We start from the raw sequence: 23,851 nt of genomic DNA, 5'->3' as shown, positions 1-23,851 counted from the left end.
GCCATGGACTGCGACGTAGCCAGTCTGGCCTCGCTCGGCGCCGCCGACCTGTTGGCGGCGCAGGTGCGGCTGCGCCGTTATCTGGAACCGACGCCGCTGCACCACGCCGAGCGCTTCGGCTGCTGGCTGAAGCTGGAGAACCTGCAGCGCACCGGTTCCTACAAGGTACGCGGCGCGCTCAACGCGCTGCTGGCCGGGCGCGAACGCGGCGATCAGCGTCCGGTGATCGCCGCCTCGGCCGGCAACCATGCCCAAGGCCTGGCCTGGGCCGCATATCGCCTGGGCGTCAATGCGATCACGGTGATGCCGAGCTGCGCGCCGCAGACCAAGGTCGCCGGCGTCGCCCATTGGGGTGCCACCGTGCGCCTGCACGGCGACAGCTACGACGAGGCCAAGGCCTTCGCCAAGGAGCTGGCCGAACAGCACGGCTACCGTTTGCTGTCGGCCTTCGACGATCCGGACGTGATCGCCGGCCAGGGCACGGTCGGCCTGGAGCTGGCCGGGTTCCTGCCCGACGTGGTGCTGGTGCCGATCGGCGGCGGCGGCCTGGCCGCCGGCGTGGCGATGGCGCTGAAGTCGCAACTGCTCGCGGCCGGCGCCGCCGGACGCAGGGTGCGGGTGATCGGCGCCCAGGTCGAAGGCGTGGATTCGATGGCGCGCGCCCTGCGCGGCGACCGCCGACTGGTCGAACCGGCCGCGACCCTGGCCGACGGCGTGCGGGTCAAGGACCCCGGCCGGCTGACCGAGCGCGTGCTGGCCGAACTGCTCGACGACGTGGTGATCGTGCGCGAGGCCGAACTGCGCGAAACCCTGGTCCGGCTGGCGCTGGAGGAACACATCATCGCCGAGGGCGCCGGCGCCCTGGCCCTGGCGGCCGGCCGCCGCATCGTCGGCAAGCGCAAATGCGCGGTGGTGTCGGGCGGCAATCTGGATGCCGGGGTGCTGGCGCAGTTGTTGTCGGAGGTGCGGCCGCAGCCGCCGCGGCGACCGCGCCGGCGCAACCGCGAGGGCCTCGGTCGCGAGGCCGCCACCGTCGAGGCGGACATTTACAAGCTCGCCAATCTCGATCCCGCGATGCGACTTAGTCGGGGCCGCAGCGGCCCCGACTCCCGCCCCACCGACGATGCCCCGACTTCCAACCCGCGTTACGCCGTATTAGAGGATCGATTCCCATGAACGACACGTCAGGACCGGTAGTACCGACCGACGCGCCGCAGCAACAGGTCACCATTTTCGACACCAGCCTGCGCGACGGCGAACAGTCGCCGGGCTGCAGCATGACCGCCAGCCAGAAACTGCGCTTCGCCCACGCCTTGTCCGAGCTCGGCGTCGACGTGATCGAGGCCGGCTTCCCCGCCAGTTCCGAGGCCGACCTGGAAGGCACCCGGGCGATCGTGCGCGAAGTGCGCGGCTCGACCCTGGCCACCCTGGCCCGCTGCCACCCCGGCGACATCGAAGCCTGCGCGCGCGCCTTGGAAGGCGCGGCCAAGCCGCGCATCCACGTGTTCATCTCCACCAGCCCGCTGCATCGCCAGCACAAGCTCAACCTGGACAAGCAACAGGTGACCGAGCGCGCGATCGCCGCGGTCGAGCAGGCGCGCCGCTATGTCGACGACGTCGAGTTCTCCTGCGAAGACGCGCTGCGCACCGAGCACGACTACCTGGTCGAAATCTGCAGCGCCGCGGTCGCCGCCGGCGCGCGCACGCTGAACATTCCCGACACCGTCGGCTACACCACCCCGAGCGAGATCCGCGCCCTGTTCGAATACCTGCGCGCCAACGTGCGCGGCACCGACCAGGCGGTGTTCAGCGCCCACTGCCACAACGACCTGGGCCTGGCCGTGGCCAACAGCCTGGCGGCGATCGAAGGCGGCGCGCGCCAGGTCGAGTGCACCATCAACGGCATCGGCGAACGCGCCGGCAACTGCGCGCTGGAAGAGCTGGTGATGGCGCTGCGGGTGCGCAACGCCTACTACAACGTCGGCACCCGGATCGACACCCGCCGCCTGGTGCCGACCTCGCGCCTGCTGTCGCGCATCACCGGCATGGTGGTCCAGCGCAACAAGGCCATCGTCGGCCAGAACGCGTTCGCGCACGAATCGGGCATCCACCAGCACGGCATGCTCAAGCACCGCGGCACCTACGAGATCATGCATCCGGAAACCGTCGGCTGGGCGCAATCGCAGATGGTCATGGGCCGGCACAGCGGCCGCGCCGCGCTGAGCGACCGCCTGCAGGCGCTGGGCTTCAGCCTGGACGAGGCGCGTTTGAACGCGGTGTTCGCCAGCTTCAAGGCCCTGGCCGAAAAGAAGCGCGAAGTGTTCGACGCCGATCTGGAAGCGCTGGTGCTCGGCGCCGACGCCAAGGCCGCGCGCGGCTACCGGCTGGTACGCGCCCACGTCAGCACCGGCGTCGCCGACGGCAGCCTGCCGACCGCGAGCGTGCAACTGGTCGAGCCCGACGGCGCCACGATCAGCGAGGCCGCGGTCGGCGACGGCCCGGTGCACGCCTTGTTCGCCGCCCTGGCCCGCGCCACCGGCATCGCCCTGCGCATCGACAGCTACAACGTCTCCAGCGTGACCACCGGCGACGACGCCCAGGGCCAGGCCAGCGTGACCGCGCGCGTGGACGGGGTCGAGCTGACCGGCTCGGGCACCAGTACCGACATCATCGAGGCCAGCGCGCTGGCCTGGCTGGAGTTGGCCAACCGGGTGGTGCGCACGCGCCAGCAGCCGCAACCGCAAGCGCAGCCGCACAAGGTCGCCGCCACCGCATGAACCGCGCAACGCACCATTCGCCGCAACGCCTCGACGGTCGAGACCGCGCAGCTTCCGGAACCGCAGCGAACGCAGCGCAGCGCGTCGCTCGGATAGAACCCGAGCGGTACGCCGCCTTAGCCATGACAGCCAACGCCATCACCTATCCATGATCACACCCACCACCCTGTTCGACAAACTGTGGGACGCCCACCTGGTCGCGCCCGAATCCGAGGCCGCGCCGGCGGTGCTGTACGTCGACCTGCATCTGATCCACGAGGTCACCTCGCCGCAGGCCTTCGCCGAACTCGACGCGCGCGGTCTCAAGCCGCGCCGCACCGACCTGACCAAGGGCACGCTCGACCACTCCACCCCGACCCTGCCCGCCGGCGCCGACGGCCGCCTGCCGTACTACACCGCCGAGGCCGAGCACCAGGTCGATACCCTGCGCCGCAACTGCGCGCGCCACGGCATCGAACTGTTCGATTTCGACAGCGCCCATCGCGGCATCGTCCACGTGATCGGCCCGGAGCTGGGCCTGACCCAGCCCGGCCAGACCATCGTCTGCGGCGACAGCCACACCGCCACCCACGGCGCCTTCGGCGCGCTGGCCTTCGGCATCGGCACCAGCGAAGTCGGCCACGTGCTGACCACCCAGTGCCTGCTGCAGCGCAAGCCCAAGACCCTGGCGATCAACATCGAAGGCGAACTGGCCCCGGGCGTCGGCGCCAAGGACCTGATCCTGCACGTGATCGGCGAGATCGGCGTCAACGGCGGCACCGGCCACGTCATCGAGTACCGCGGTTCGACCGTGCGCGCGCTGTCGATGGACGAGCGCATGACGGTCTGCAACATGTCGATCGAGGCCGGCGCCCGCGCCGGTCTGATCGCGCCCGACCAGGTGACCTACGATTATCTGGCCAAGACCCCGCGCGCGCCGCGCGGCAGCGATTGGGACCAGGCGCTGGCGCGCTGGAGCGAGTTCAAGACCGACGCCGGCGCGCGCTTCGACCGCGAGGTGCATATCGACGCCGCCGCGATCAAACCGACCCTGACCTGGGGCACGCACCCGGGCCAGGTCGCCGCGGTCGATGCGACCCTGCCGCAGGCCAGCGACGCCGACGAGGCCAAGGCCCTGGCCTACATGGGCTTCGAAGGCGGCGCCGCGCTGGCCGGGCGTCCGGTCGACGTGGTGTTCGTCGGCAGCTGCACCAATTCGCGCCTGTCCGACCTGCGCCAGGCCGCCGACGTGCTGCGCGGCCGCCACGTGCATCCGCGCGTGCGCATGCTGGTCGTGCCCGGTTCCGAGCAGGTCAAGCGCGATGCCGAGGCCGAGGGCCTGGACGCGGTGATCCGCGCCGCCGGCGCCGAATGGCGCGAACCGGGTTGCTCGATGTGCATCGCCATGAACGGCGACCTGGTCGGCGCCGGTCAGTTGGCGGTATCGACCAGCAACCGCAACTTCGAAGGCCGCCAAGGCAAGGGCGCGCGCACCCTGCTGGCCTCGCCGCTGACCGCGGCGGCCTGCGCCGTCGCCGGCCGGGTGGTCGACCCGCGCGATTACCTGAACCCTGCCGCCCAAACTTCCGCCGCCCGGGAGGTCGCGTGATGTCCGCTTCCATCGCCTCTACCGATGCCGGCGCCGGCTTCGTCGAACTGGTCTCGCGCACCGTGGTGCTGCGCGAGCGCAACATCGACACCGACCAGATCATCCCGGCGCGTTTTCTGACCACCACCGAACGCAAGGGTCTGGGCAAGTTCGCCTTCAACGACTGGCGCTACCTGGCCGACGGCTCGCCCAATCCGGCCTTCGAGTTCAACAAGCCCGAAAACGCCGGCGCCGCGATCCTGGTCGCCGGGCGCAATTTCGGCTGCGGCTCCTCGCGCGAACACGCGCCGTGGGCGCTGACCGACCTCGGCCTGCGCGCGGTGATCAGCAGCGAGATCGCCGACATCTTCCGCAGCAATTCGCTCAAGAACGGCCTGTTGCCGGTGGTGATCGAGCAGGCCCTGCTCGACGAATTGCTGGCCCAGCCCGGCATCGAACTGCGCATCGACGTGCGCGAACGCCGCCTGCACTTGCCCGACGGGCGTTCGGTCGAGTTCCCGCTCGACGCCTTCGCCCAGACCTGCCTGATCGAAGGCGTCGACCAGCTCGGCTATCTGCTGCGCCAGCAGCAGGCGATCAATCACTACGAACAGCGCCGCGCCGCGGCGCAGTCCCAAACCCAGGAGTCCTCCCATGCGCGCTGACATCGTCGTTCTGCCCGGCGACGGCATCGGTCCGGAAGTCACCGCCGCCGCGGTCGAAGTGCTGCGCGCGGTCGCCGCCCGCTACGGCCATCAATTCCAACTGCACGAGCACGCCATCGGCGGCGCCGCGATCGACGCCAGCGGCGAACCGCTGCCGGCGGCGACCTTGCAGGCCTGCCAGCGCGCCGACGCGGTGCTGCTGGGCGCGGTCGGCGGTCCGAAGTGGTCCGACCCGCAGGCCAAGGTCCGCCCCGAACAAGGCCTGCTGGCGCTGCGCAAGGGCCTGGGGCTGTACGCCAACCTGCGTCCGGTGCAGCCGCACGCGGCCACCCTGGGCGCCTCGCCGATCAAGCCGCACCTGCTGGCCGGGGTCGACCTGATGGTGGTGCGCGAACTCACCGGCGGCATCTATTTCGGCCAGAAGCAACGCAGCGCCGACGCCGCCAGCGACCTGTGCGAGTACAGCGTGGCCGAGATCGAACGGGTCGTGCGCCGCGCCTGCGAACTGGCCCGCGGCCGTCGCAAGCACGTGGTCTCGGTCGACAAGGCCAACGTGCTGGAGACCTCGCGGCTGTGGCGCGAGGTCGCCGCGAAGGTGGCGCGCGAGGAGTTCCCCGACGTCACCCTGGAACACCAGTTGGTCGATTCGATGGCGATGCACCTGATCGCCAAGCCGCGCGCTTTCGACGTGATCGTCACCGAGAACATGTTCGGCGACATCCTCACCGACGAAGCCTCGATGCTGGCCGGCTCGCTGGGCCTGCTGCCGTCGGCTTCGCTCGGCGAGGGCAAGGTCGGCCTGTACGAGCCGATCCACGGCTCGGCGCCGGACATCGCCGGCCGCGGCATCGCCAACCCCTGCGGCACCATCCTCAGCGCCGCGCTGCTGCTGCGCCATTCGCTGGGCCTGGAGGCCGAGGCCGAATGCGTCGAGCGTGCGGTCGCTGCGGTGCTGGAGGCCGGCACGCTGACCGCCGACCTGGCCCCGGCCGGCCGCGCCGCGACCACCGCCGAGGTCACCGCGGCGGTGCTGGCCCAACTTGAGCTGCCGTGCCAGGTGGCCGAGTTGCGCGATTGACCGGGATTGGCCGCAAGCGAGCGGAAACGCGATCCGCCTCGCTTCGCTGAATACGCTGCATCGAATCGCCGCGGGGCGCGCGCCGCGCAGCCGCAGGCTTCAGGGACTACCGCGCATTACAAAGAGGTCTCTCCGGCCCGTCTGTAACCCCCTTCCCGAAGCCGGGCGGCTTCGGGATTTTTTTGCCCGCGTCACAGCCGCGCGATCGCGCAACCCTCACCCGCCGTTGATGTGAACCCAGGCAACAATCGCGCCACGAGCCTGTGCCATCATCCTGACGCAACCTGGGTCGGCCACGTGCGACCTGCAGCCAGTCGCGGGAACGCATGACCGAAACGGATCTCAAGGTCGACCTGCTGGTGGTCGGCGGCGGCATCAACGGTGCCGCGATCGCGCGCGATGCCGCCGGCCGCGGTTGGTCGGTGCTGCTGTGCGAGCGCGACGACCTCGCCGCGCACACCTCCAGCGCCAGCACCAAGCTCATCCACGGCGGCCTGCGCTATCTGGAGCAGTACGAGTTCGCCCTGGTCGGCAAGGCCCTGGCCGAGCGCAAGCGCCTGCTGCGCATGGCCCCGCACATCATCTGGCCGCTGCGCTTCGTCCTGCCGCACCAGCCGCATCTGCGCCCGGCCTGGCTGATCCGCCTGGGCCTGTTCCTGTACGACCGCCTCGGCGGACGCCGCGGCCGCGGCCTGCCCGGTTCGCGCTCGGTCAACCTGCGCAAGCACATCGCCGGGCGTCCGCTGCAGGACGAGTTCGTACGCGGTTTCGTCTACTCCGACGCTTGGGTGATGGACGCGCGCCTGGTCGTGCTCAACGCGATGGACGCCGCCGAGCGCGGCGCCGGCGTGCTGACCCGCACCGCCTGCGTCGCCGCGCAGCGCGAGGGCGACGGCTGGCGGGTGCGCCTGCGCGGCCCCGGCGGCAGGGTCCGCGAGGCGCGCGCGCGTGTGCTGGTCAATGCCGCCGGGCCGTGGGCGGCGCGTTTCCTGGACGAAGTCGCGCGGCTGCCGCACGTGCGCCATCTGCGCCTGATCAAGGGCAGCCATATCGTCGTGCCGCGGCTGTTCGAGCACGACCATGCGTATATCTTCCAGCAGCCCGACCGGCGCATCGTGTTCGCGATCCCCTACGAGCAGGCCTACACCCTGATCGGCACCACCGACGTCGACTATCGCGGCGACCCGGCCGCGCCGCGCATCGACGAGGCCGAGACCGCCTATCTGTGCGCCGCCGCCTCGCGCTACTTCAAGCGGCCGATCCGGCCGCACGACGTGGTCTGGAGCTACAGCGGCGTGCGCCCGCTGCTCGACGACGACAACGACCAGGCCTCGCAGATCACCCGCGACTACCAGCTCGACCTGGACCGCGACGGCGCGCCGCTGCTGAACGTGTTCGGCGGCAAGCTGACCACCGCGCGCAAGCTGGCCGAAGAGGCCTGCGACCGCCTCGCCGCGGAGCTCGGCGAGCCCCGGCCGGCCTGGACCGGCGATGCGCCGCTGCCCGGCGGCGACCTGCCCGGCGCCGACTTCGACGCCTTCCACGAGGATTTCAGTCTGCGCCGGCCGTGGTTGCCGGATGCGCTGGCGCTGCGCCTGTGCCGCAGCTACGGCAGCCGCGCCTTGCGCATGCTCGAGAGCTGCGCGCGCATGGACGACCTGGGCGCCTGCTTCGGCGCCGACTTGTACGCGGTCGAAGTCGATTACCTGGTCGACTGCGAATGGGCGCGCACCGCCGAAGACATCCTGTGGCGACGCTCCAAGCTCGGCCTGCGCATCGACGCCGCCGGGGTCGAACGCCTGCAGGACTATGTGGCGCGGCGCATGGCTAGCCGGGCGGATGCGCAGGCCGAAGTGGGGTTGGCATGAGTCGCCGCGCATCCGCAGGGCGGGATGTCTGCGCGGGCGGCTTGGCCGGATCCGGTCGCCGAAGGACTGCCGTCCGTCATGCTCGGCCGGGCTCCAGCGGCGCTCCCGCTTGCCATCGTCCCCGGCCGGGCTTCGGCGCTCGTTGCTGCCGTCGTTCCCGCGAAGGCGGGAATGCAGAGACTTCGGAGCCATCTCGCGGTGTAGCCCTGGATCCCCGCTTTCGCGTTGATGACGACAGGAGAGTGTTTCGCAACGGGTAGCAGACCGCGCCAGATCGCGCGCAACCTTGCCGGACCGCGCCTAGCCTCTCGAGTCTTTCGACATCCCGCCCAGCCTCGTACGCCCGAACCGCCGCATCGCCCAGGAGAGCCACCGCAATGCCCACCCCGATGTCGCAATACCTCAGCGAGTTCGTCGCCACCGGCATCCTGATCCTGCTCGGCAACGGCGTGGTCGCCGGCGCGCTGCTCAATCGATCCAAGGCCCAGGGCGCCGGCTGGGGCGTGATCACCGCGGCCTGGGGCCTGGCGGTGCTGATCGGCATCTTCATCGCCGGCCCGACCAGCGGCGCGATCATGAATCCCGCCCTGACCCTGGCCCTGGCGGCGATCGGCAAGCTGTCCTGGTCGCTGGTGCCGGGCTTCGTCGCCGCCCAGCTCGCCGGCGCGTTCGCCGGCGCGGTGCTGGTCTGGCTCAGCTATCTCGCCCACTGGCGGCTCAGCGACGACCCGGCCGCCAAGCTGGCGATCTTCTGCACCGCGCCGGCGGTGCGGGACACCCGCGCCAACCTGCTCACCGAGGCCATCGGCACTTTCGTGCTGACCTTCGCTGCGCTCGCGATCGGCGCCAACACGCTGTCTCCCGGCCTGGGACCGTTCGGCGTCGGCCTGCTGGTGGTGGTGATCGGCATGTCGCTCGGCGGCCCCACCGGCTATGCGATCAACCCCGCACGCGACCTCGGCCCGCGTCTGGCCCATGCGCTGCTGCCGATCGCCGGCAAGGGCGGCTCGGACTGGGGCTACGCCTGGGTCCCGGTGGTCGCGCCGATCGCCGGTGCGGTGCTGGGGGCGTTCGCGTTCCAGGCTGTGTATGGGTGAGAGGCGGGAATGGGGAATGGGGAATGGGGAATGGGGAATCGTAAAGCGGTGCGTCGCTTGATCCTTACGGCTCCCTCACTCAGTTCCTGACTCCCCATCCCAGATTCCCGATTCCCGATTCCCGATTCCCGATTCCCCATTCCCGACTCCCGACTCCCGACCTCCGAACGAGTACCCACATGGACAAGCCCTACATTCTGGCCATCGACCAAGGCACGACCAGCTCGCGGGCGATCCTGTTCGATCGCCAGGGCGCGGTGGTCGGCGTGGCCCAGCGCGAGTTCGAGCAGATCTTTCCGCGCCCGGGCTGGGTCGAGCACGATCCGCGCGAGATCCTCGCCAGCGTGCAGACCACCGCGATCGAGGTGATGACCAAGGCCCAGGTCGGCGCCGACCAGATCGCCGGCATCGGCATCACCAACCAGCGCGAGACCACCGTGGTCTGGGACCGCCACACCGGCCAGGCGGTGCACAACGCCATCGTCTGGCAGTCGCGCCAGACCGCGGCGATCTGCGACCGGCTCAAGGCCGAGGGCTACGAGCCCCTGGTGCGCGAACGCACCGGCCTGCTGATCGACGCCTACTTCTCCGGAACCAAGGTCAAGTGGATCCTCGACAATGTCGAGGGCGCGCGCGAGCGCGCCGAACGCGGCGACCTGCTGTTCGGCACCATCGACAGCTGGCTGATCTGGAACCTGTCGGACAACCGCGCCCACGTCACCGACTACAGCAACGCCTCGCGCACGCTGATGTACGACATCCACAAGCGCCAGTGGTGCCCGGAGCTGCTGAGAATGCTCGACGTGCCGGCCTCGATGCTGCCGGAAGTGCGCTCCAGCAGCGAGGTCTACGCCCATACCGGCGCGCGCCATTTCTTCAGCAATTCGGTGCCGATCTGCGGCGTCGCCGGCGACCAGCAGGCGGCGCTGTTCGGCCAGGCCTGCTTCGCCCCGGGGATGGCCAAGAACACCTACGGCACCGGCTGCTTCCTGCTGATGAACACCGGCGAGAAAGCGGTGCGTTCGGACAACGGCCTGCTCACCACCATCGCCTGGGGCATCGACGGCAAGGTCGAGTACGCGCTGGAAGGCAGCATTTTCGTCGCCGGCTCGGCGGTGCAGTGGCTGCGCGACGGCCTGCGCCTGTTCGGCAAGGCCGGCGATTCGCAGGCTTACGCCGAGCGCGCGCGCTCCACCGACGGAGTCTATTTCGTCCCGGCCTTCGTCGGCCTGGGCGCGCCGTACTGGCGCAGCGACGTGCGCGGGGCGATGTTCGGCCTGACCCGCGGCACCAGCAAGGAGCATTTCGTCCGTTCGGTGCTGGAGTCGCTGGCCTACCAGACCCGCGACGTGCTCGAAGCGATGCAGGCCGATTCGGGCATTCGCTTGACCTCGCTGCGCGCCGACGGCGGCGCGATCGGCAACGATTTCACCGCCCAGTTCCAGGCCGACATCCTCGACGTGCCGCTGAAGCGGCCGCGGGTCAGCGAAACCACCGCGCTCGGCGCGGCCTACCTGGCCGGGCTGGCGGTCGGGTTCTGGGACAGCCGCGAGCAGATCGCCCAGCAGTGGCAGGTCGAGCGCAGCTTCGAGCCGCAGATGCTCGGCGCGGAACGCGAGAAGCTGTATGCGGGCTGGAAGCGGGCGATCGAGGCGACGCTGGCGTTCAGCGTCGAGCACGCTTAGGGCTCGAGCCCCTCACGCCCTCTCAGCTCCGCGCTTCCTCCGGTCGCCGCACGCGGGAGAGGGGCTAAAGGCTGCAGAGCCGAAAGGTTGGCGAGGGCAGGCAAGCCTGCCCCGGCGAAGAAAAACGCCCCTCCCGTACGTGGAAGGGGGCTGGGGCGAGAGACCCCGAAATCGTGCCGGCGCGGCTCAGGCCTCCGCCGGCACCTTGACCTTGAACCAGGCTGCGTACAGCGCCGGCAGGAACAGCAGGGTCAGCGCGGTCGCGACCAGCAGTCCGCCCATGATCGCCACCGCCATCGGCCCGAAGAAGGCGCTGCGCGACAGCGGAATCATCGCCAGGATCGCCGCCAGCGCGGTCAGCACGATCGGCCGGAAGCGGCGCACGGTCGCGTCCACTATCGCCTTCCACGGCTCGTGGCCCTCGCTGCGGTCCTGCTCGATCTGGTCGACCAGGATCACCGAGTTGCGCATGATCATGCCGGCCAGGGCGATCGTGCCGAGCATGGCGACGAAGCCGAACGGCACCCGGAACACCAGCAGGAACAAGGTCACCCCGATCAGGCCCAGCGGCGCGGTCAGCAGCACCATGAAGCTGCGCGAGAAGCTGCGCAGCTGCAACATCAGCAGGGTGAACACCGCGAACAGGAACAACGGCATGCCGGCGTTGATCGACTTCTGCCCGCGCGCCGAGTCCTCGACGCTGCCGCCGATGTCGATCGAATAGCCGTACGGCAGCTGCGCGCGCAGCCCGTCCAGGGTCGGCGAGATCTGCGCCATCGCGCTGGACGGCTGGGTGCCGTCGTAGATGTCGGCGCGCACGGTCATGGTCGGCAGGCGGTCGCGGTGCCAGATGATGCCTTCCTCGAAACCGTAGTCGAGGGTGGCGATCTGGGTCAGCGGCACGCTGCGGCCGTTGCCGGTCGGCACCATCAGGCTGCCGAGCATGTCCAGCTGCAGGCGCTCCTGTTCCGGGCCGCGCAGCAGCATCTCGATCAGCTCGTTGCTCTCGCGGTAGGTGCTGATGTGCGAGCCCGACAGCGAACTGGACAGGAACTGCGACAGCTGTGCCGAGCTGATGCCGAGGGCGCGCGCGCGCTCCTGGTCGACCTGCAGGCGTACCACCTTGTTCGGCTCGTCCCAGTCCAGGTTGACGTTGGCCACGTGCGGGTTGGCGCGGATCTTCTCGCGCACCTGGTAGGCGATCTTGCGCACTTGGTCGATGTGCTCGCCGGAGACGCGGAACTGCACCGGATAGCCGACCGGCGGGCCGTTCTCCAACCGGGTCACGCGCAGCTGCAGTTCGGGGAAGCGCGGCGCCACCTCTTCGATGACCCAGCGACGCAGGGTTTCGCGCGCTTCCAGGTCCTTGGGCATCAGCACGAACTGGGCGAAGTTGGCCGCCGGCAGCTGCTGGTCCAGCGGCAGGTAGAAGCGCGGCGAACCGGTGCCGACGTAGGCGACGTAGTTGGCCAGGTCCTTGCGCTGCTTGAGCATCGCTTCCAGGCGCTGGGCCTGGGCGGAGGTCTGGCGCAGCGAGCTGCCTTCGGCCAGTTCCATGTCGACCATCAGCTCCGGACGCACCGAGTCGGGGAAGAACTGCTGCGGCACGAAGCGGAACATGAAGATCGAACCGACGAAGGCGGCGATGGTGATCGCGATGACCAGCCAGCGCCGGCGCACGCACCAGGTCACCCAGCGGCGGAAGCCGACGTAGAACTTGGATTCGTACGGGTCGTGGACGTGGCCGTCGATCGGCGGCTTGGGCGCCAGCACGCTGGCGAACATCGGCAGGCGCCGGGCCAGCGCGCTGCGCGCGTCGCGCCAGCGCGCGGCCGGCGAACCCGGCTTCGGCGGCGCCGCGGCGTGGCCGTAGTCCGGCAGCAGCTTGTCGCCGAGGAAGGGAATGAAGGCCACCGCGGCGATCCACGACACCAGCAGGGCGATGGTCACCACCTGGAACAGCGAGCGGGTGTATTCGCCGGTGCTCGAGGCGGCGGTGGCGATCGGCAGGAAGCCGGCGGCGGTGATCAGGGTGCCGGTCAGCATCGGGAAGGCGGTGCTGTCCCAGGCGAAGGCCGCCGCGCGCAGGCGGTCGAAGCCCTGCTCCATCTTGATCGCCATCATCTCCACCGCGATGATCGCGTCGTCGACCAGCAGACCCAGCGCCAGCACCAGCGCGCCGAGCGAGATCTTGTGCAGGCCGACGCCGAAGAAGTCCATCACCGCGAAGGTCATCGCCAGCACCAGCGGGATCGACAGCGCGACCACCAGGCCGGTGCGCAGGCCGAGCGAGAAGAAGCTCACCAGCAGCACGATCGCGACCGCCTCGGCGAGCACGCGCACGAATTCGCCGACCGATTCCTCGACCGCGGCCGGCTGGTCGGCGACTTTGCGCAGTTGCATGCCCGCCGGCAGGGTCTTCTGCAGGCGCGCGAACTCGCCCTCCAGGGTCTTGCCGAGCTTGAGGATGTCGCCGCCCTGCTTCATCGACACGCCGATGCCGATCGCGTCCTCGCCCATGAAGCGCATGCGCGGCTGCGGCGGATCGGAGAAGCCGCGCCGCACTTCGGCGACGTCGGCCAGACGGAAGGTGCGGTCGCCGACCCGGATCGGGAAGTCGCGGATCTGCTCGACCGAGGTGAACTGGCCGCCGACCCGGATCGGCACCCGGCTGGTCGGGGTTTCGAAGAAGCCGGCCGAGACCAGCGCGTTCTGCTGGTTCAGCGCGTCCTGCACCGCCTGCGCGGGCACGCCCAGGGTCGACAGCTTCACGTTCGACAGCTCGACCCAGATCTTCTCGTCCTGGACCCCGAACAGTTCGATCTTGCCGACGTCGGTCTGGCTCTGCAGCGCCAACTGCACGCGCTCGGCGTAGTCCTTGAGCACCGCGTAGTCGAAGCCGGGCCCGGTCAGGGCGTAGATGTTGCCGAAGGTGTCGCCGAATTCGTCGTTGAAGAACGGGCCGATCGCGTCGCTGGGCAAGGTCGGGCGGATGTCGCCGATCTTCTTGCGCACCTGGTACCACAGCGGCGGGATGTCCTTGGAGCGCATCGCGTCGCCGGCGACGAACATCACCTGCGATTCGCCGGCGCGCGAGTACGAGCGGATGTACTCGTACTGGCCGGTCTCCATCAGCTTCTTCTCGATCCGCTCGGTGACCTGGCGCGAGACCTCCTCGGCGGTGGCGCCGGGCCACAAGGTGCGCACCACCATGACCTTGAAGGTGAAGGCCGGGTCCTCGCTGCGCCCCAGGCGCAGGTAGGACATGGCGCCGGCGACGGCCAGCACCAGCATCGCGTAGATGATCAGGCTGCGATGGCGCAGCGCCCACTCGGAGAGGTTGAAACGCATACGCTGGGCTCGCTTCGTTCAACGGCCGCCGCGCGGGCGCGGCAGCGGGATCTGGGGTGCGCCGGCGGCGCCGGCGCGCGAGACGGTCGCGCGGTCGCGATCGCGGCGCTGCGCGCGCCGCGACCCGCTCAGCGCGCGACCGGGTGGTTGTCGCGGTCGACCGGCTGCACTTTCTGGCCGTCGCGCAGCAGATGGCCGCCGGCGCTGACGACCCAGTCCTGTGCGCCCAGGCCCGACAGCACCGGCACGCTCTGCGCGCCGTAGGGCCCGGTGTGGATCGGCTTCAACTTGACCGTGCCGCTGCGCGGGTCGGCGACGAACACCGCGCTGCCGCCGGCGGCGGTGCGCTGCAGCGCCGACAGCGGCACGCTGAGGCCGAGCGTAGCCGCGCCGGGCAGGTAGATGCGCGCGCTCTGGCCGAGTTCCAGGGTGCCGGCGGGCGCGTCGACGCTGACCCGTGCGGCGTAGGTGCGCGAGGCCGGATCGGCCGCCGGCGCGACTTCGCGCACCCGCGCCGGCCAACGCTTGCCGGGCTGCGACCACAGTTCGACCAGAACCTCCTGGCCGGGCTTGAAGGTGGCGATCGCGCCTTCCGGCACCGCGAAGGCGACTTCGCGCACGCCGTCGGCGGCGAGCGCGAACACCTGCTGGCCGGCGGCCACGACCTGGCCGGCCTCGGCGCTGCGCGAGGCGATCACCCCGGCGCTGGGCGCGCGCAGATGGGTGTAGGCGGACTGGTTGCGGGCGACGTCGAGGTTGGCCCGGGCGGCGTTGACCTGGCCCTGCGCGGCCTTGGCCGCTGCGTCCTGGGCGTCCATGGTCGAACGGCTGACCAGTTGGTCCTTGGCCAGTTGGGCGTAGCGCACCTGGTCGGCGCGGGCGCGGCCGTAATCGGCCTCGGCCGCGGTCAGTTGGGCCTGGGCGGCGCGCGCCTGGGCGTCCAGGTCGCCGGCGTCGAGCACCGCCAGCACCTGGCCGGCGGCGACGTGGGCGCCGACATCGACCTTGCGTTCGATCAGCTTGCCGCCGACCCGGAACGACAGCGGGCTTTCCTCGCGCGCCCGCACCTCGCCGGCGAAGGCCGACACGGCGCTGGCGGCGGCGCCCGGGCGGGTCACCAGTACCGGCCGCGCGGCTTCGGCCTGCGGCTCGGCTTTACTGCAGGCAGTCAGCGACAGCGTCGCGGCCAGGGCCGCGCCGAGCAGCGCCGGAACGGCGGGCGCGGCGGAAAAAATCCGGTGGCGCATTGCGGTGAGCCTCATCGGGAATTAATGTACTAGCCAGTACTGTATAAATAACGAACCCGATAGTCCAGTATTCAACCATGATGTCGCCCCGCCCCTCCAGCCCCGCCCCCGAACCGGCCAAGCCGGCCGGCCCCGGCCGCCCGAAGGACCTGAGCAAGCGCAACGCGATCCTGGAGGCGGCCAAGCGGCTGTTCCTCGGCCAGGGCTTCGACGGCGTGAGCATGGACCAGATCGCCGCCGAGGCCGGGGTCTCGAAACTGACCGTCTACAGCCATTTCGGCGACAAAGACAGCCTGTTCGCGGCCGCGGTGCAGGCCTATTGCCAGCAGCACCTGCCCTCGCCGATGTTCGCTCCGGACCCGGCCGCGCCGCTGCGCGAGCGCCTGCTGGCGATCGCCACGGCCTTCTACGAGATGATCAGCTCGCCCGAGGCGATCCAGATCCACCGCCTGCTGTGCTCGCCGCAGGTGGCGCAATCGCCGCTGTCGAAGATGTTCTGGGAGGCCGGCCCGCAGCGCCTGCACGACGAATTCGGCGCCCTGCTGCAGCGCCGGGTCGAGGCCGGGGAACTGGAGATCGACGACGTGGCGCGGGCCGCGCCGCAGTTCTTCTGCCTGGCCAAGGGCGAGCCGCACGCCCTGCTGATGTTCGGCTGCGGCGCGCCGGGGCCGGACGAGGTGCGGGCCCACCTGGAGGCGACCGTGACCCTGTTCCTGCGCGCGTATGGCCGGCGCTAGCGGGCCGCCGTGCAGGCCATACGGTGCCGTGAGTTCTGGTGACTTTCGGCACTAAGCCCCAGCAGGGGCGTGGTTAATTCTTTTTCCGCCGGGGGCCGCGCGGTCCCGGTAGAATTCGCGATTCCCCGCGCTACATGAAGAACGCTCCCATGACTACGCTCGATTACGCCAAGGCTCGTGAACTGATGGTCGAACAACAGGTTCGGCCGTGGGACGTGCTCGACCCGCGCGTGCTCGATGTGCTGGCGAATTTGCCGCGTGAGGCCTTTGTCGCCGAAGCGCACCGCAACCTGGCCTACACCGACCTCGCCCTGCCGATGGCGCACGGCGAATTCATGCTCAAGCCGGTGCTCGAAGGCCGCGCCCTGCAGGCGCTGGAGCTCGACCCGACCGACGACGTGCTGGAAATCGGCACCGGCAGCGGTTTCCTGAGCGCCTGCCTGGGCCGCCTGACCCGCGAAGTGGTCAGTCTGGAGCGTCATGCCGACCTGGCCGCGACCGCGCGCGAGCGCCTGGCTGCGCAGTCGATCCTCAACGTGCAGGTGGTCGACGCGGACGCGTTCTCCTACCGCACCGACCGCCGCTTCAACGCCATCTGCGTGACCGGCGCGGTCGCCGAGCTGCCGGCGCAGTGGCTGCAGTGGCTGCAGCCGGGCGGCCGCCTGTTCGTGGTCCGCGGCCGCTCGCCGGCAATGGAAGCGATCCGTGTCACCGCCGGCGAGCGCAACGAAGTCAACGCTTCGCGCATCCAATCGTTGTTCGAAACCGATTTGCCGTATCTCGTCGGCGCGGCGCCCGCGCCCGCCTTCGAGTTCTGACCGTCCTGTCAGCTCAACGTCAGTCCCCCGTAAGAACCCGCGTGCCAGCATGCGGGTTCCCAAAAACAAGCAAGCTCAAGGAAGCCGCATGGGAAGCCGCACGATCCGCCGTCCGCTCGTTCTCGCCCTGGCCCTGAGCCTGTTGCCGACGCTGGCGTCGGCCGAGGACTTGCTGCAGACCTACGAACTGGCGCGCCAGGGCGACCCGCAGTTGTCGGCGGCCGAAGCCAACCGCCTGGCGACCAAGGAAGACCGCATCCAGGCCCGCGCCGCGCTGCTTCCGTCGCTGTCGGGCAACGTGAGCTTGAACCGCGGCCGCACCACCAGCCAGGGCAACAGCGGCAGCGGCGACGGCAGCGACCTGCCGGCCGGCGCGATGTTCAAGTCCGACAGCACCAGCCGCCGGTCCGGCCTGTCGGCCAGCCAGATGCTCTACAACCGCGCCAGCATCAAGACCTACCAGGGTCAGAACGTGCTCAGCGAGGCCAGCGACTTCACCCTGGAATCGGCCAACCAGGAACTGATCACCCGCACTTCGGCGGCCTACTTCGACGTGCTGGTCAAGCTCGAGAACCTGGCCGCCGCCGAAGCCGCCGAAACCGCGCTGCAGAAGCAGTTCGACTACGCCTCCAAGCGCCTGGACGTGGGCCTGGCGCCGATCACCGACGTGCACGAAGCGCGCGCCCAGTACGACAGCGCGCGCGCCGGCACCATCACCGCGCGCAACGCGGTCGAGGACGCCTACCAGGCGCTGAGCCAGATCACCGGCCAGCCGGTGCGCACGCTCAAGGCGCTGCCGGCCGACTTCAAGCCGGCGCTGCCGGAATCGCGCAACGTCGAAAGCTGGGTCGACAACGCGGTGCAGAACAACCCCTCGCTGCACGCGCAGCAGTTGCAGGTCCAGGCCGCCGAAATCGGCGTGGAAACCGCGCGCGCCGGCCATTGGCCGACGCTGAGCCTGACCGGCGGCTACAGCGACAGCGCCACCTGGGGCGACCGCACCTTCATGGGCGCCACCCAGAATGCGCCGGGCAACTCAAGCTACGGCCCGAGCATCGGCATCGAACTGACGGTGCCGATCTACGCCGGCGGCCGGATCCAGTCCGGCGTGCGCCAGGCGCTGGCGCGCCGCGACGCCGCCCAGGACGAACTGGAACGGCAGAAGCGCCAGTTGGTGCGCACCACCCGCAACGCCTACCAGACCCTGGTCGCCGGCATCAGCGAAGTCGAAGCGCGCCGCCTGGCCCTGGTCTCGGCGCAGGCCGCCTACGACGCCTCGCAGGTCGGCCTGGAAGTGGGTACCCGCACCGTGCTCGACGTGCTCAACAACCAGCGCACCCTGCTGCAGGCGCAGCAGGCCTACGCCACCGCCAAGTACAACTACCTGCAGAACCGCCTGCTGCTGGAACAGGCCGCCGGCTCGCTCGACGTGACCGACGTGCAGGAGATCAACCGGCTGCTGAGCGCCGATGCCGCCACCAGCCTGGCGCCGCCGCCGAGCGGAATGCAGTAAGCCTCACGCTCGCAGCGCGACACGAAAAACCGCCGGCACCACCGGCGGTTTTTTTATGCCCGAACCTCGCCCCTGTAGGAGCGGCGTAAGCCGCGACAGCCGCAGCGGTGATCGAAAGCGCAGCGGCCGAAGCCAGCGTGCGGTTCGCACTCAAGACGTTTGGCCGTTTGGCCGGGCTTCGGATGCAGCGCGGCAATAGACCGCTGCGGCTGTCGCGGCTTATGACCGGAGGAAATCCCCGCGGGACGCCGCTCCTACAAGCGCGCGATCACGCCGGCGGCAACGCCGGGCGCAGCAGCGCCATGGTGCGCGCCAGCGCGCCGCGGCCGAGTTCGACCAGGGCGCGTCCGGCCTCGATCATCTGCGCGCGTTCGCGCGGATCGGCGAGCAGGCGCTCGACCGCGGCCTCGACCGCATCGGCGTCGGCGCCGATGCGCAGCGCGCCGGCGGCGTCCAGGCGCTGGGCGATCTCGACGAAATTGTGCAGGTGCGGGCCGGTCACGATCGGCGTGCCGGTGGCCGCCGGTTCGAGCAGGTTGTGGCCGCCGATCGCCTGCAGGCTGCCGCCGACGAAGGCGACGTCGGCGCAGGCGTAGAAGCTCATCAGCTCACCGAGCGTGTCGATCACGAACACGTCGTCGCCCGGCTGCGGCCAGCGCGCGCGCGAACGCGCCGACACCTGCCAGCCGGCGCTGCGCGCCTGCTCGGCCACCACCCGGAAGCGCTCGGGATGGCGCGGCGCCCACAGCAGCAGCAGATCGGGGAAACGCTCGCGCAGGCGCCGGTGCATGGCGATGGTCGCCGCTTCCTCGTCCTCGTGGGTGCTGGCGGCGATCCACACCGGCCGCTCGCCGGTATGGCGATGGCATTCGGCGGCGAACTCGTCCAGCGCGTCGGGCACGTTGACGTCGAACTTGAGGTTGCCGGTTTCGGTGACCTGCTCCGGCCGCGCGCCGAGCTGGACGAAGCGCTCGCCGTCGGCGCGCGACTGCGCCGCGACCGTGCGCACGGTGCGCAGCGCGCGTCCGACCAGCGGCGCCAGCACCCGATAGCCGCGCAGCGAGCGCTCGGACAGGCGCGCATTGAGGATGTAGGCGGGAATGCCGCGGTCGCGGCAGCCGAACAGCAGGTTCGGCCACAGCTCGGTTTCCATGATCAGCGCCGCGCAGGGCTGGTGGTGGCGCAGGAACCGCGCGACCGCGCCGGGCAGATCGTAGGGCAGGTAGACGTGCTCGACCGAATCGCCCCAGGCCGAGCGCGCCCGGTCCGAACCGGTCGGGGTGATGGTGGTGACCAGCAGGCGCAGGTCCGGGCGACCGCGGCGCAGGGCGTTCACCAGCGGGATCGCCGCGTTGACCTCGCCGACCGAGACCGCATGCAGCCACAGGGTGCGGGCCTGGGCCGGTCCGCGATAGACCGCGTAGCGCTCCAGCCAGCGCTGGAAATACGCCGGCTGGCGAAAGCCGCGCCAGATCAGGTGGTAGACCGTGACCGGTGCCAACAGATACAGCGCGACCGAATACAGGCCGCGCAACAGGCGCTCGATCAAGTCTTTCCGCATCCGCCAAGGATAAAGGCTGGCGAGGTGATTCGGTCGTGCAGGCGGCGTCCGCGCCGGGCCGGAACGGGGCGGCGCGCGCAGCGCGGCCGATACGATCGCGGCGTTGTCCGGCCCGAGGGCCGCCGGAATCGGAGCGCGCGCAGCGCGACGCCGCCTTCGGCGCGCCGGCATTCACGCCCGCACCGCATAAACTATCGCCATGGCCGAACCTGCCCTGCCCCCGCGTCCGTCCCTGCTTTCGCCGCGCCTGTGGCCGATGTGGCTGGCTTTGGCCGGCATGTGCCTGGGCGCGCGCCTGCCGTGGGGCCTGCAGCGCCTGCTCGGCGGCTGGATCGGCGCGTTCGCGCTGGGCGTGGCCGGCACTCGCCGGCGCGCGGCGCGGATCAACCTGGCGCTGTGCTTCCCGGAAAAGAGCGAGGCCGAACGCGAGGCGCTGTTGCGCGAGAGTTTCCGCGATCTGGGCATCGGCTTGTTCGAATTCGCCCGCGCCTGGTGGGGCTCGGTGGCGCCGATGCGGCGCACGGTGCGGATCGAAGGCCTGGAACGGCTGGACGAAGTCCGCGCCGCCGGCCGCGGCGTGCTGATGGTCTCGGGCCATTTCATGACCCTGGAGATGTGCGGCCGGCTGATGTGCGAGCACCTGCCGCTGGCCGGCATGTACCGCCGCCACCGCAACCCGGTGATGGAGTGGGCGGTCAAGCGCGGCCGCCTGCGCTACGCCAGCGCGATGTTCACCAACGAGGAAATCCGCCCGGCGATGCGCCACCTCAAGCAGGGCGGCTTCCTGTGGTACGCGCCCGACCAGGACATGCGCGGCAAGGACACGGTGTTCGCGCCGTTCTTCGGCGTGCAGGCGGCGACCATCACCGCGACCCATCAGTTCGCCCGCCTCAGCGGCTGCGCGGTGGTGCCGTTCTTCCATCGCCGCGAGGGCGCCGACTACGTGCTGCGGCTGGGCGCGCCGCTGGCCGATTTCCCCTCCGCCGACGCCACTACCGACAGCGCCCGGGTCAACGCCCAGATCGAGGCCATGGTGCGGCAGGCGCCGAGCCAGTACCTGTGGATCCACCGGCGCTTCAAGCGGCGGCCGGCCGGGGAGATCTCTCCCTACAAGCAGAAGTGAGCGGATAGCGGATCGGAGATAGCGCAGGCCAGGCGCGTCGCCGCTTTCCGCTATCTCCTATCCGCTACCCCGCTATCTACTCGTTCCTGGGCTGGGCCAACAAGCTCCCCGCATACAACGCCGCCAGCAACAGCGTCAGCCCGCCCCAGAAGGTCGAGTAGAACGCCAGGTGGGTGTTGAACGGGAACACGGTGACCAGCAGGGCCAGCATCGCCGGTCGCGCGGCTTCGCGCGCCTGGGCGTCGGCGAAGGCCCAGGCGCGCCAGGCCAAAGCGGCGCCGGCCAGCCACATCAGCAGGCCGAAGGCGCCGGTTTCGCTGAGCACTTCCAGCAGCAACTGGTGCGCATGCAGGGCCGGGCCCTCGCCCCAGGAGGTCAGGCGCCCGGGCTGCGGATCGCAGGCCGGGAAGGCTTCGCGGAAGCCGCGCGCGCCGACGCCGTTGACCGGATGCTCGGCGACCATGCACAGCGCGGCGCGCCAGATCCGGGTGCGGCCGGACAGCGCGTTGTCGACGCCTTCGACGTCGGCGCTGACCACGTGCGCGGTGCGCACCAGGCGCTCGTGCACCTGCGGCGAGGTGCGGTCGAGCACGCCGAGAATCAGCACGCCGGCGGCGAACACCCCGAGCAGGCGCTTCCAGCCGAGCAGGCGCCAACCCGACAGCAGCAGCACCAGGCCGTAGGTGATCCACGACGCGCGCGAACCGGCCAGGACCACGACCACCCCGACCGCGGCCGCGGCCAGCAGCCAACCGGCGCTGCCGAAGCGGCGCCCGGCGGCGTAGAGCACGAACGGCGAGAAGCTGGCGATGACCTGGCCGAGCTTGAGATTGCACGGGCCGAGCACGCCGCTGAGGCGATCGGCGGCGGCGGTCTCGGCGGCGCTGCACATGCCGTGGCCGCTGATCGCCTGCTTGAGCGCGTCGATGCCGAAGAACAACGGGCTGGTGCCGGCCAGCCACTGGATCAGGGCGTCGACGGTCCAGACCGAGAGGATGATCGCCAGCCCGCCGAAGGTGGTGCGGCGCCCCTGCGGCGAAGCCACCGCGGCCGCGACCAGCCACAGGAACGGCAGATAGCGCAGGTCTACCGCGGCTTCGCGCAAGGCGCGGCCGGGGTCGACCGCATCGATCGCCGAGACCAGTTCGGGCAGCCAGTAGGCGGCGAACAATACGCTGGTCAGCGCCCAGGCCGGATCGCTGAGCAGGCGCGCGCCGGTGTTGAAGCGCGCCAGCGCCAGCTTGACCAGCGCGGTCAACGCGCCGAGGGTCAGCACGCCCTCGGCGTAGCCGGGCGCGAACAGCAGCGCGACGTAGGCCAGGATCCACGCCGGCGCCCAGCGCCAGCCCACAATCGCGTGGCGCGGCTCGGGCGGCGCGGGCGCGCCGGGCTCAGCCGCGGTCGGCGCCATCGACGAGTTCGGCATAGACGGCAAGCGTGGCCTCCTGCATCGCCCGCAAGGAAAACGCCATCGTATCCACAGCCGGCGGCGTCTGCGTTAGCAATTCGCAAGCGGCCCGATGCAAGGCCTGCGCGTCGAACGGCGCGACCGCGCCGGAAGGCTGCGAACGCGCCAGCAGCTCGCCGACGCCGCCGTGGTTCCAGCCGAGCACCGCGCGGCCGCAGGACCAGGCCTCGACCACGGTGCGGCCGAAGGCCTCGGGCTTGCGCGACAACTGCAGGACCAGGTCGCTGGCCGCGTAGGCGCGCGCGATCGCATCGGTCGGCGCGGCGAAGGCCACCGCGTCGGCGATGCCCAGCGCCTGCGCCTGCTGTTCCAGTTCGGCGATATAGGCTTCGCGTCCGGCTTCGCGCGCGCCGGGCAGCCACAGCCGCGCGTCGCGGCCCTCGCCGCGCAGCGCGGCCAACAGCGCCAGCGCATCGGCATGGCCCTTCAGGCGCGTGCCGCGGCCCGGCAGCAACAACAAGGGGCCGTCGCCGGCCAGCGCCGGATGCGCCGCCGCGGCCCAGGCGCGCGCGTCCGGGTCGGGCCAGGGCGCGCGCGGAAACGCGGCCGTATCGACGCCGCGCGGAATCGTCCGCAGCCGCGCCGGATCGGTGTCGGGGTAGTGCTGCAGGACATACTCGCGCACCGTGTCGGACACGCAGATCACCCGTTCGCCGCGGGCCATCACCGCGCTGTAGCGCGAGGGCGAATTGAGTCCGTGCACGGTGGTGACGAAACGCGGCCGCGCGTCTTCGGCCAGGCCGCGCCAGGCCAGCAGGCCGACCCAGGCCGGCAGGCGCGAGCGCGCATGCACCAGGTCCACGTTCTGCGCAGCCCACAACCGGCGCAGCGCGAAGACGTGGCGCAGGGTCGCCGGCGACTTGCGCCCGATCGCCAGTTCGACGTGCTCGGCGCCGAGCGCGAGCAGTTGCGGCACCAGCCGGCCGCCGGCCGAAACCACGATCGCGCGATGGCCGGCGCGCACCAGCGCGTCGGCGATTTCCAGGGTGGAGCGTTCGACCCCGCCGGACTCCAGCGCCGGCAGCAGTTGCACCACCGTCAGCCGGCGCGGCTCCGGCGATGCCATACGCGGGCGGTCAGTCGTCGACCAGGGTGTAGTGCGCGCCGCAGTACGGGCACTGGCACTCGCGCTCGGCCTCGATCGGCAGGTACACGCGCGGATGCGAGTTCCACAGCGCCATCGACGGCAGCGGGCAGCTCAGCGGCAGGTCCGCCCGGGTGACGGTGTAACGCTGGTCGGCGTTGGCCTGGGTGGGATGGGCGTTGGCTGCGGTGGTCATGGGAAACGACGGGTGG

Annotated in this window: 18 protein-coding genes; 12 read left to right on the top strand and 6 right to left on the bottom strand. The window is 70.6% G+C overall.

Features of this window, described 5'->3' with window-relative positions:
- Nucleotides 1-3: 3 nt before the first annotated feature.
- From K4L06_RS10575 to glpK, 8 genes are all read left to right on the top strand, one after another.
- Nucleotides 4-1,176, top strand: a complete 1,173-nt coding sequence (locus tag K4L06_RS10575; protein ID WP_221671351.1) for a threonine dehydratase — start codon at nt 4-6, stop codon at nt 1,174-1,176.
- Nucleotides 1,173-2,777: a 2-isopropylmalate synthase gene (locus K4L06_RS10570; protein ID WP_221671350.1), complete on the top strand. Its 1,605-nt coding sequence runs from the start codon at nt 1,173-1,175 to the stop codon at nt 2,775-2,777. Before K4L06_RS10575 ends, K4L06_RS10570 begins: the two co-directional genes overlap by 4 nt.
- A gap of 148 nt (nt 2,778-2,925) precedes the next feature.
- Nucleotides 2,926-4,365: a 3-isopropylmalate dehydratase large subunit gene (gene leuC, locus K4L06_RS10565; RefSeq protein WP_221671349.1), complete on the top strand. Its 1,440-nt coding sequence runs from the start codon at nt 2,926-2,928 to the stop codon at nt 4,363-4,365.
- Nucleotides 4,365-5,009, top strand: a complete 645-nt coding sequence (gene leuD / locus K4L06_RS10560) for a 3-isopropylmalate dehydratase small subunit (RefSeq protein WP_221671348.1) — start codon at nt 4,365-4,367, stop codon at nt 5,007-5,009. Before leuC ends, leuD begins: the two co-directional genes overlap by 1 nt.
- Nucleotides 4,999-6,087 (top strand): 3-isopropylmalate dehydrogenase, encoded by a 1,089-nt coding sequence (leuB, locus tag K4L06_RS10555; protein WP_221671347.1) that lies wholly within the window; start codon nt 4,999-5,001, stop codon nt 6,085-6,087. The genes leuD and leuB overlap by 11 nt, the downstream gene beginning before the upstream one ends.
- Before the next feature lie 326 nt (nt 6,088-6,413).
- On the top strand, nt 6,414-7,955 hold the full coding sequence (gene glpD, locus K4L06_RS10550) for a glycerol-3-phosphate dehydrogenase (protein ID WP_221671346.1): 1,542 nt from the start codon (nt 6,414-6,416) through the stop codon (nt 7,953-7,955).
- A gap of 377 nt (nt 7,956-8,332) precedes the next feature.
- Nucleotides 8,333-9,052, top strand: coding sequence for an MIP/aquaporin family protein (locus K4L06_RS10545; RefSeq protein ID WP_221671345.1), 720 nt, complete (start codon nt 8,333-8,335; stop codon nt 9,050-9,052).
- Between the two features lie 179 nt (nt 9,053-9,231).
- Entirely contained in the window at nt 9,232-10,737 is a 1,506-nt protein-coding gene (glpK, locus tag K4L06_RS10540) for a glycerol kinase GlpK (protein ID WP_221671344.1), read from the top strand.
- Nucleotides 10,738-10,923: 186 nt separating this feature from the next.
- Here the strand turns inward: glpK and K4L06_RS10535 are convergent, their stop codons facing one another.
- Both K4L06_RS10535 and K4L06_RS10530 read right to left on the bottom strand, forming a co-directional pair.
- Nucleotides 10,924-14,088, bottom strand: coding sequence for an efflux RND transporter permease subunit (locus tag K4L06_RS10535; RefSeq protein WP_221671343.1), 3,165 nt, complete (start codon nt 14,086-14,088; stop codon nt 10,924-10,926).
- Nucleotides 14,089-14,216: 128 nt separating this feature from the next.
- Nucleotides 14,217-15,350 carry an efflux RND transporter periplasmic adaptor subunit gene (locus tag K4L06_RS10530; RefSeq protein ID WP_255595056.1) on the bottom strand — a complete coding sequence of 378 codons (1,134 nt, stop codon included), beginning with the start codon at nt 15,348-15,350 and terminating at the stop codon, nt 14,217-14,219.
- Nucleotides 15,351-15,412: 62 nt separating this feature from the next.
- Between K4L06_RS10530 and K4L06_RS10525 the strand changes: the two genes are divergently transcribed.
- The 3 genes from K4L06_RS10525 (at nt 15,413) to K4L06_RS10515 (ending at nt 18,403) form a co-directional block, all read left to right on the top strand.
- Complete coding sequence (locus K4L06_RS10525) at nt 15,413-16,072, top strand: TetR/AcrR family transcriptional regulator (RefSeq protein WP_221671342.1); 660 nt, start codon at nt 15,413-15,415, stop codon at nt 16,070-16,072.
- Nucleotides 16,073-16,206: 134 nt separating this feature from the next.
- Nucleotides 16,207-16,890 (top strand): protein-L-isoaspartate O-methyltransferase, encoded by a 684-nt coding sequence (locus tag K4L06_RS10520; RefSeq protein WP_221671341.1) that lies wholly within the window; start codon nt 16,207-16,209, stop codon nt 16,888-16,890.
- Between the two features lie 88 nt (nt 16,891-16,978).
- Nucleotides 16,979-18,403, top strand: coding sequence for a TolC family outer membrane protein (locus K4L06_RS10515; protein ID WP_221671340.1), 1,425 nt, complete (start codon nt 16,979-16,981; stop codon nt 18,401-18,403).
- A 268-nt stretch (nt 18,404-18,671) separates the two neighbouring features.
- Here K4L06_RS10515 and waaA read toward each other — a convergent pair whose 3' ends face one another.
- Nucleotides 18,672-19,964, bottom strand: a complete 1,293-nt coding sequence (waaA, locus tag K4L06_RS10510) for a lipid IV(A) 3-deoxy-D-manno-octulosonic acid transferase (protein WP_221671339.1) — start codon at nt 19,962-19,964, stop codon at nt 18,672-18,674.
- 199 nt (nt 19,965-20,163) lie between these two features.
- On the opposite strand from waaA, the gene lpxL reads away from it, so the two are divergent.
- Nucleotides 20,164-21,087 carry an LpxL/LpxP family Kdo(2)-lipid IV(A) lauroyl/palmitoleoyl acyltransferase gene (gene lpxL, locus K4L06_RS10505; RefSeq protein WP_221671338.1) on the top strand — a complete coding sequence of 308 codons (924 nt, stop codon included), beginning with the start codon at nt 20,164-20,166 and terminating at the stop codon, nt 21,085-21,087.
- 76 nt (nt 21,088-21,163) lie between these two features.
- On the opposite strand, the gene K4L06_RS10500 is transcribed toward lpxL, so the two are convergent.
- The 3 genes from K4L06_RS10500 to K4L06_RS10490 are packed head-to-tail and all read right to left on the bottom strand — an operon-like array spanning nt 21,164 to nt 23,835.
- The gene (locus K4L06_RS10500; protein WP_221673594.1) at nt 21,164-22,498 is read right to left on the bottom strand and encodes an O-antigen ligase family protein; all 1,335 of its coding nucleotides are present in this window, start codon (nt 22,496-22,498) and stop codon (nt 21,164-21,166) included.
- Nucleotides 22,479-23,621, bottom strand: a complete 1,143-nt coding sequence (locus K4L06_RS10495; protein ID WP_221671337.1) for a glycosyltransferase — start codon at nt 23,619-23,621, stop codon at nt 22,479-22,481. Before K4L06_RS10495 ends, K4L06_RS10500 begins: the two co-directional genes overlap by 20 nt.
- A 10-nt stretch (nt 23,622-23,631) precedes the next feature.
- Nucleotides 23,632-23,835, bottom strand: a complete 204-nt coding sequence (locus K4L06_RS10490; protein ID WP_221671336.1) for a zinc-finger domain-containing protein — start codon at nt 23,833-23,835, stop codon at nt 23,632-23,634.
- Nucleotides 23,836-23,851 lie beyond the last annotated feature (16 nt).

The organism is Lysobacter sp. BMK333-48F3 (genome assembly GCF_019733395.1).
In the GTDB taxonomy this organism is placed as follows: Bacteria; Pseudomonadota; Gammaproteobacteria; order Xanthomonadales; family Xanthomonadaceae; genus Lysobacter.
Note: the sequence above shows the minus strand (reverse complement) of the source record. Positions and strands in the feature narration are given on the sequence as shown.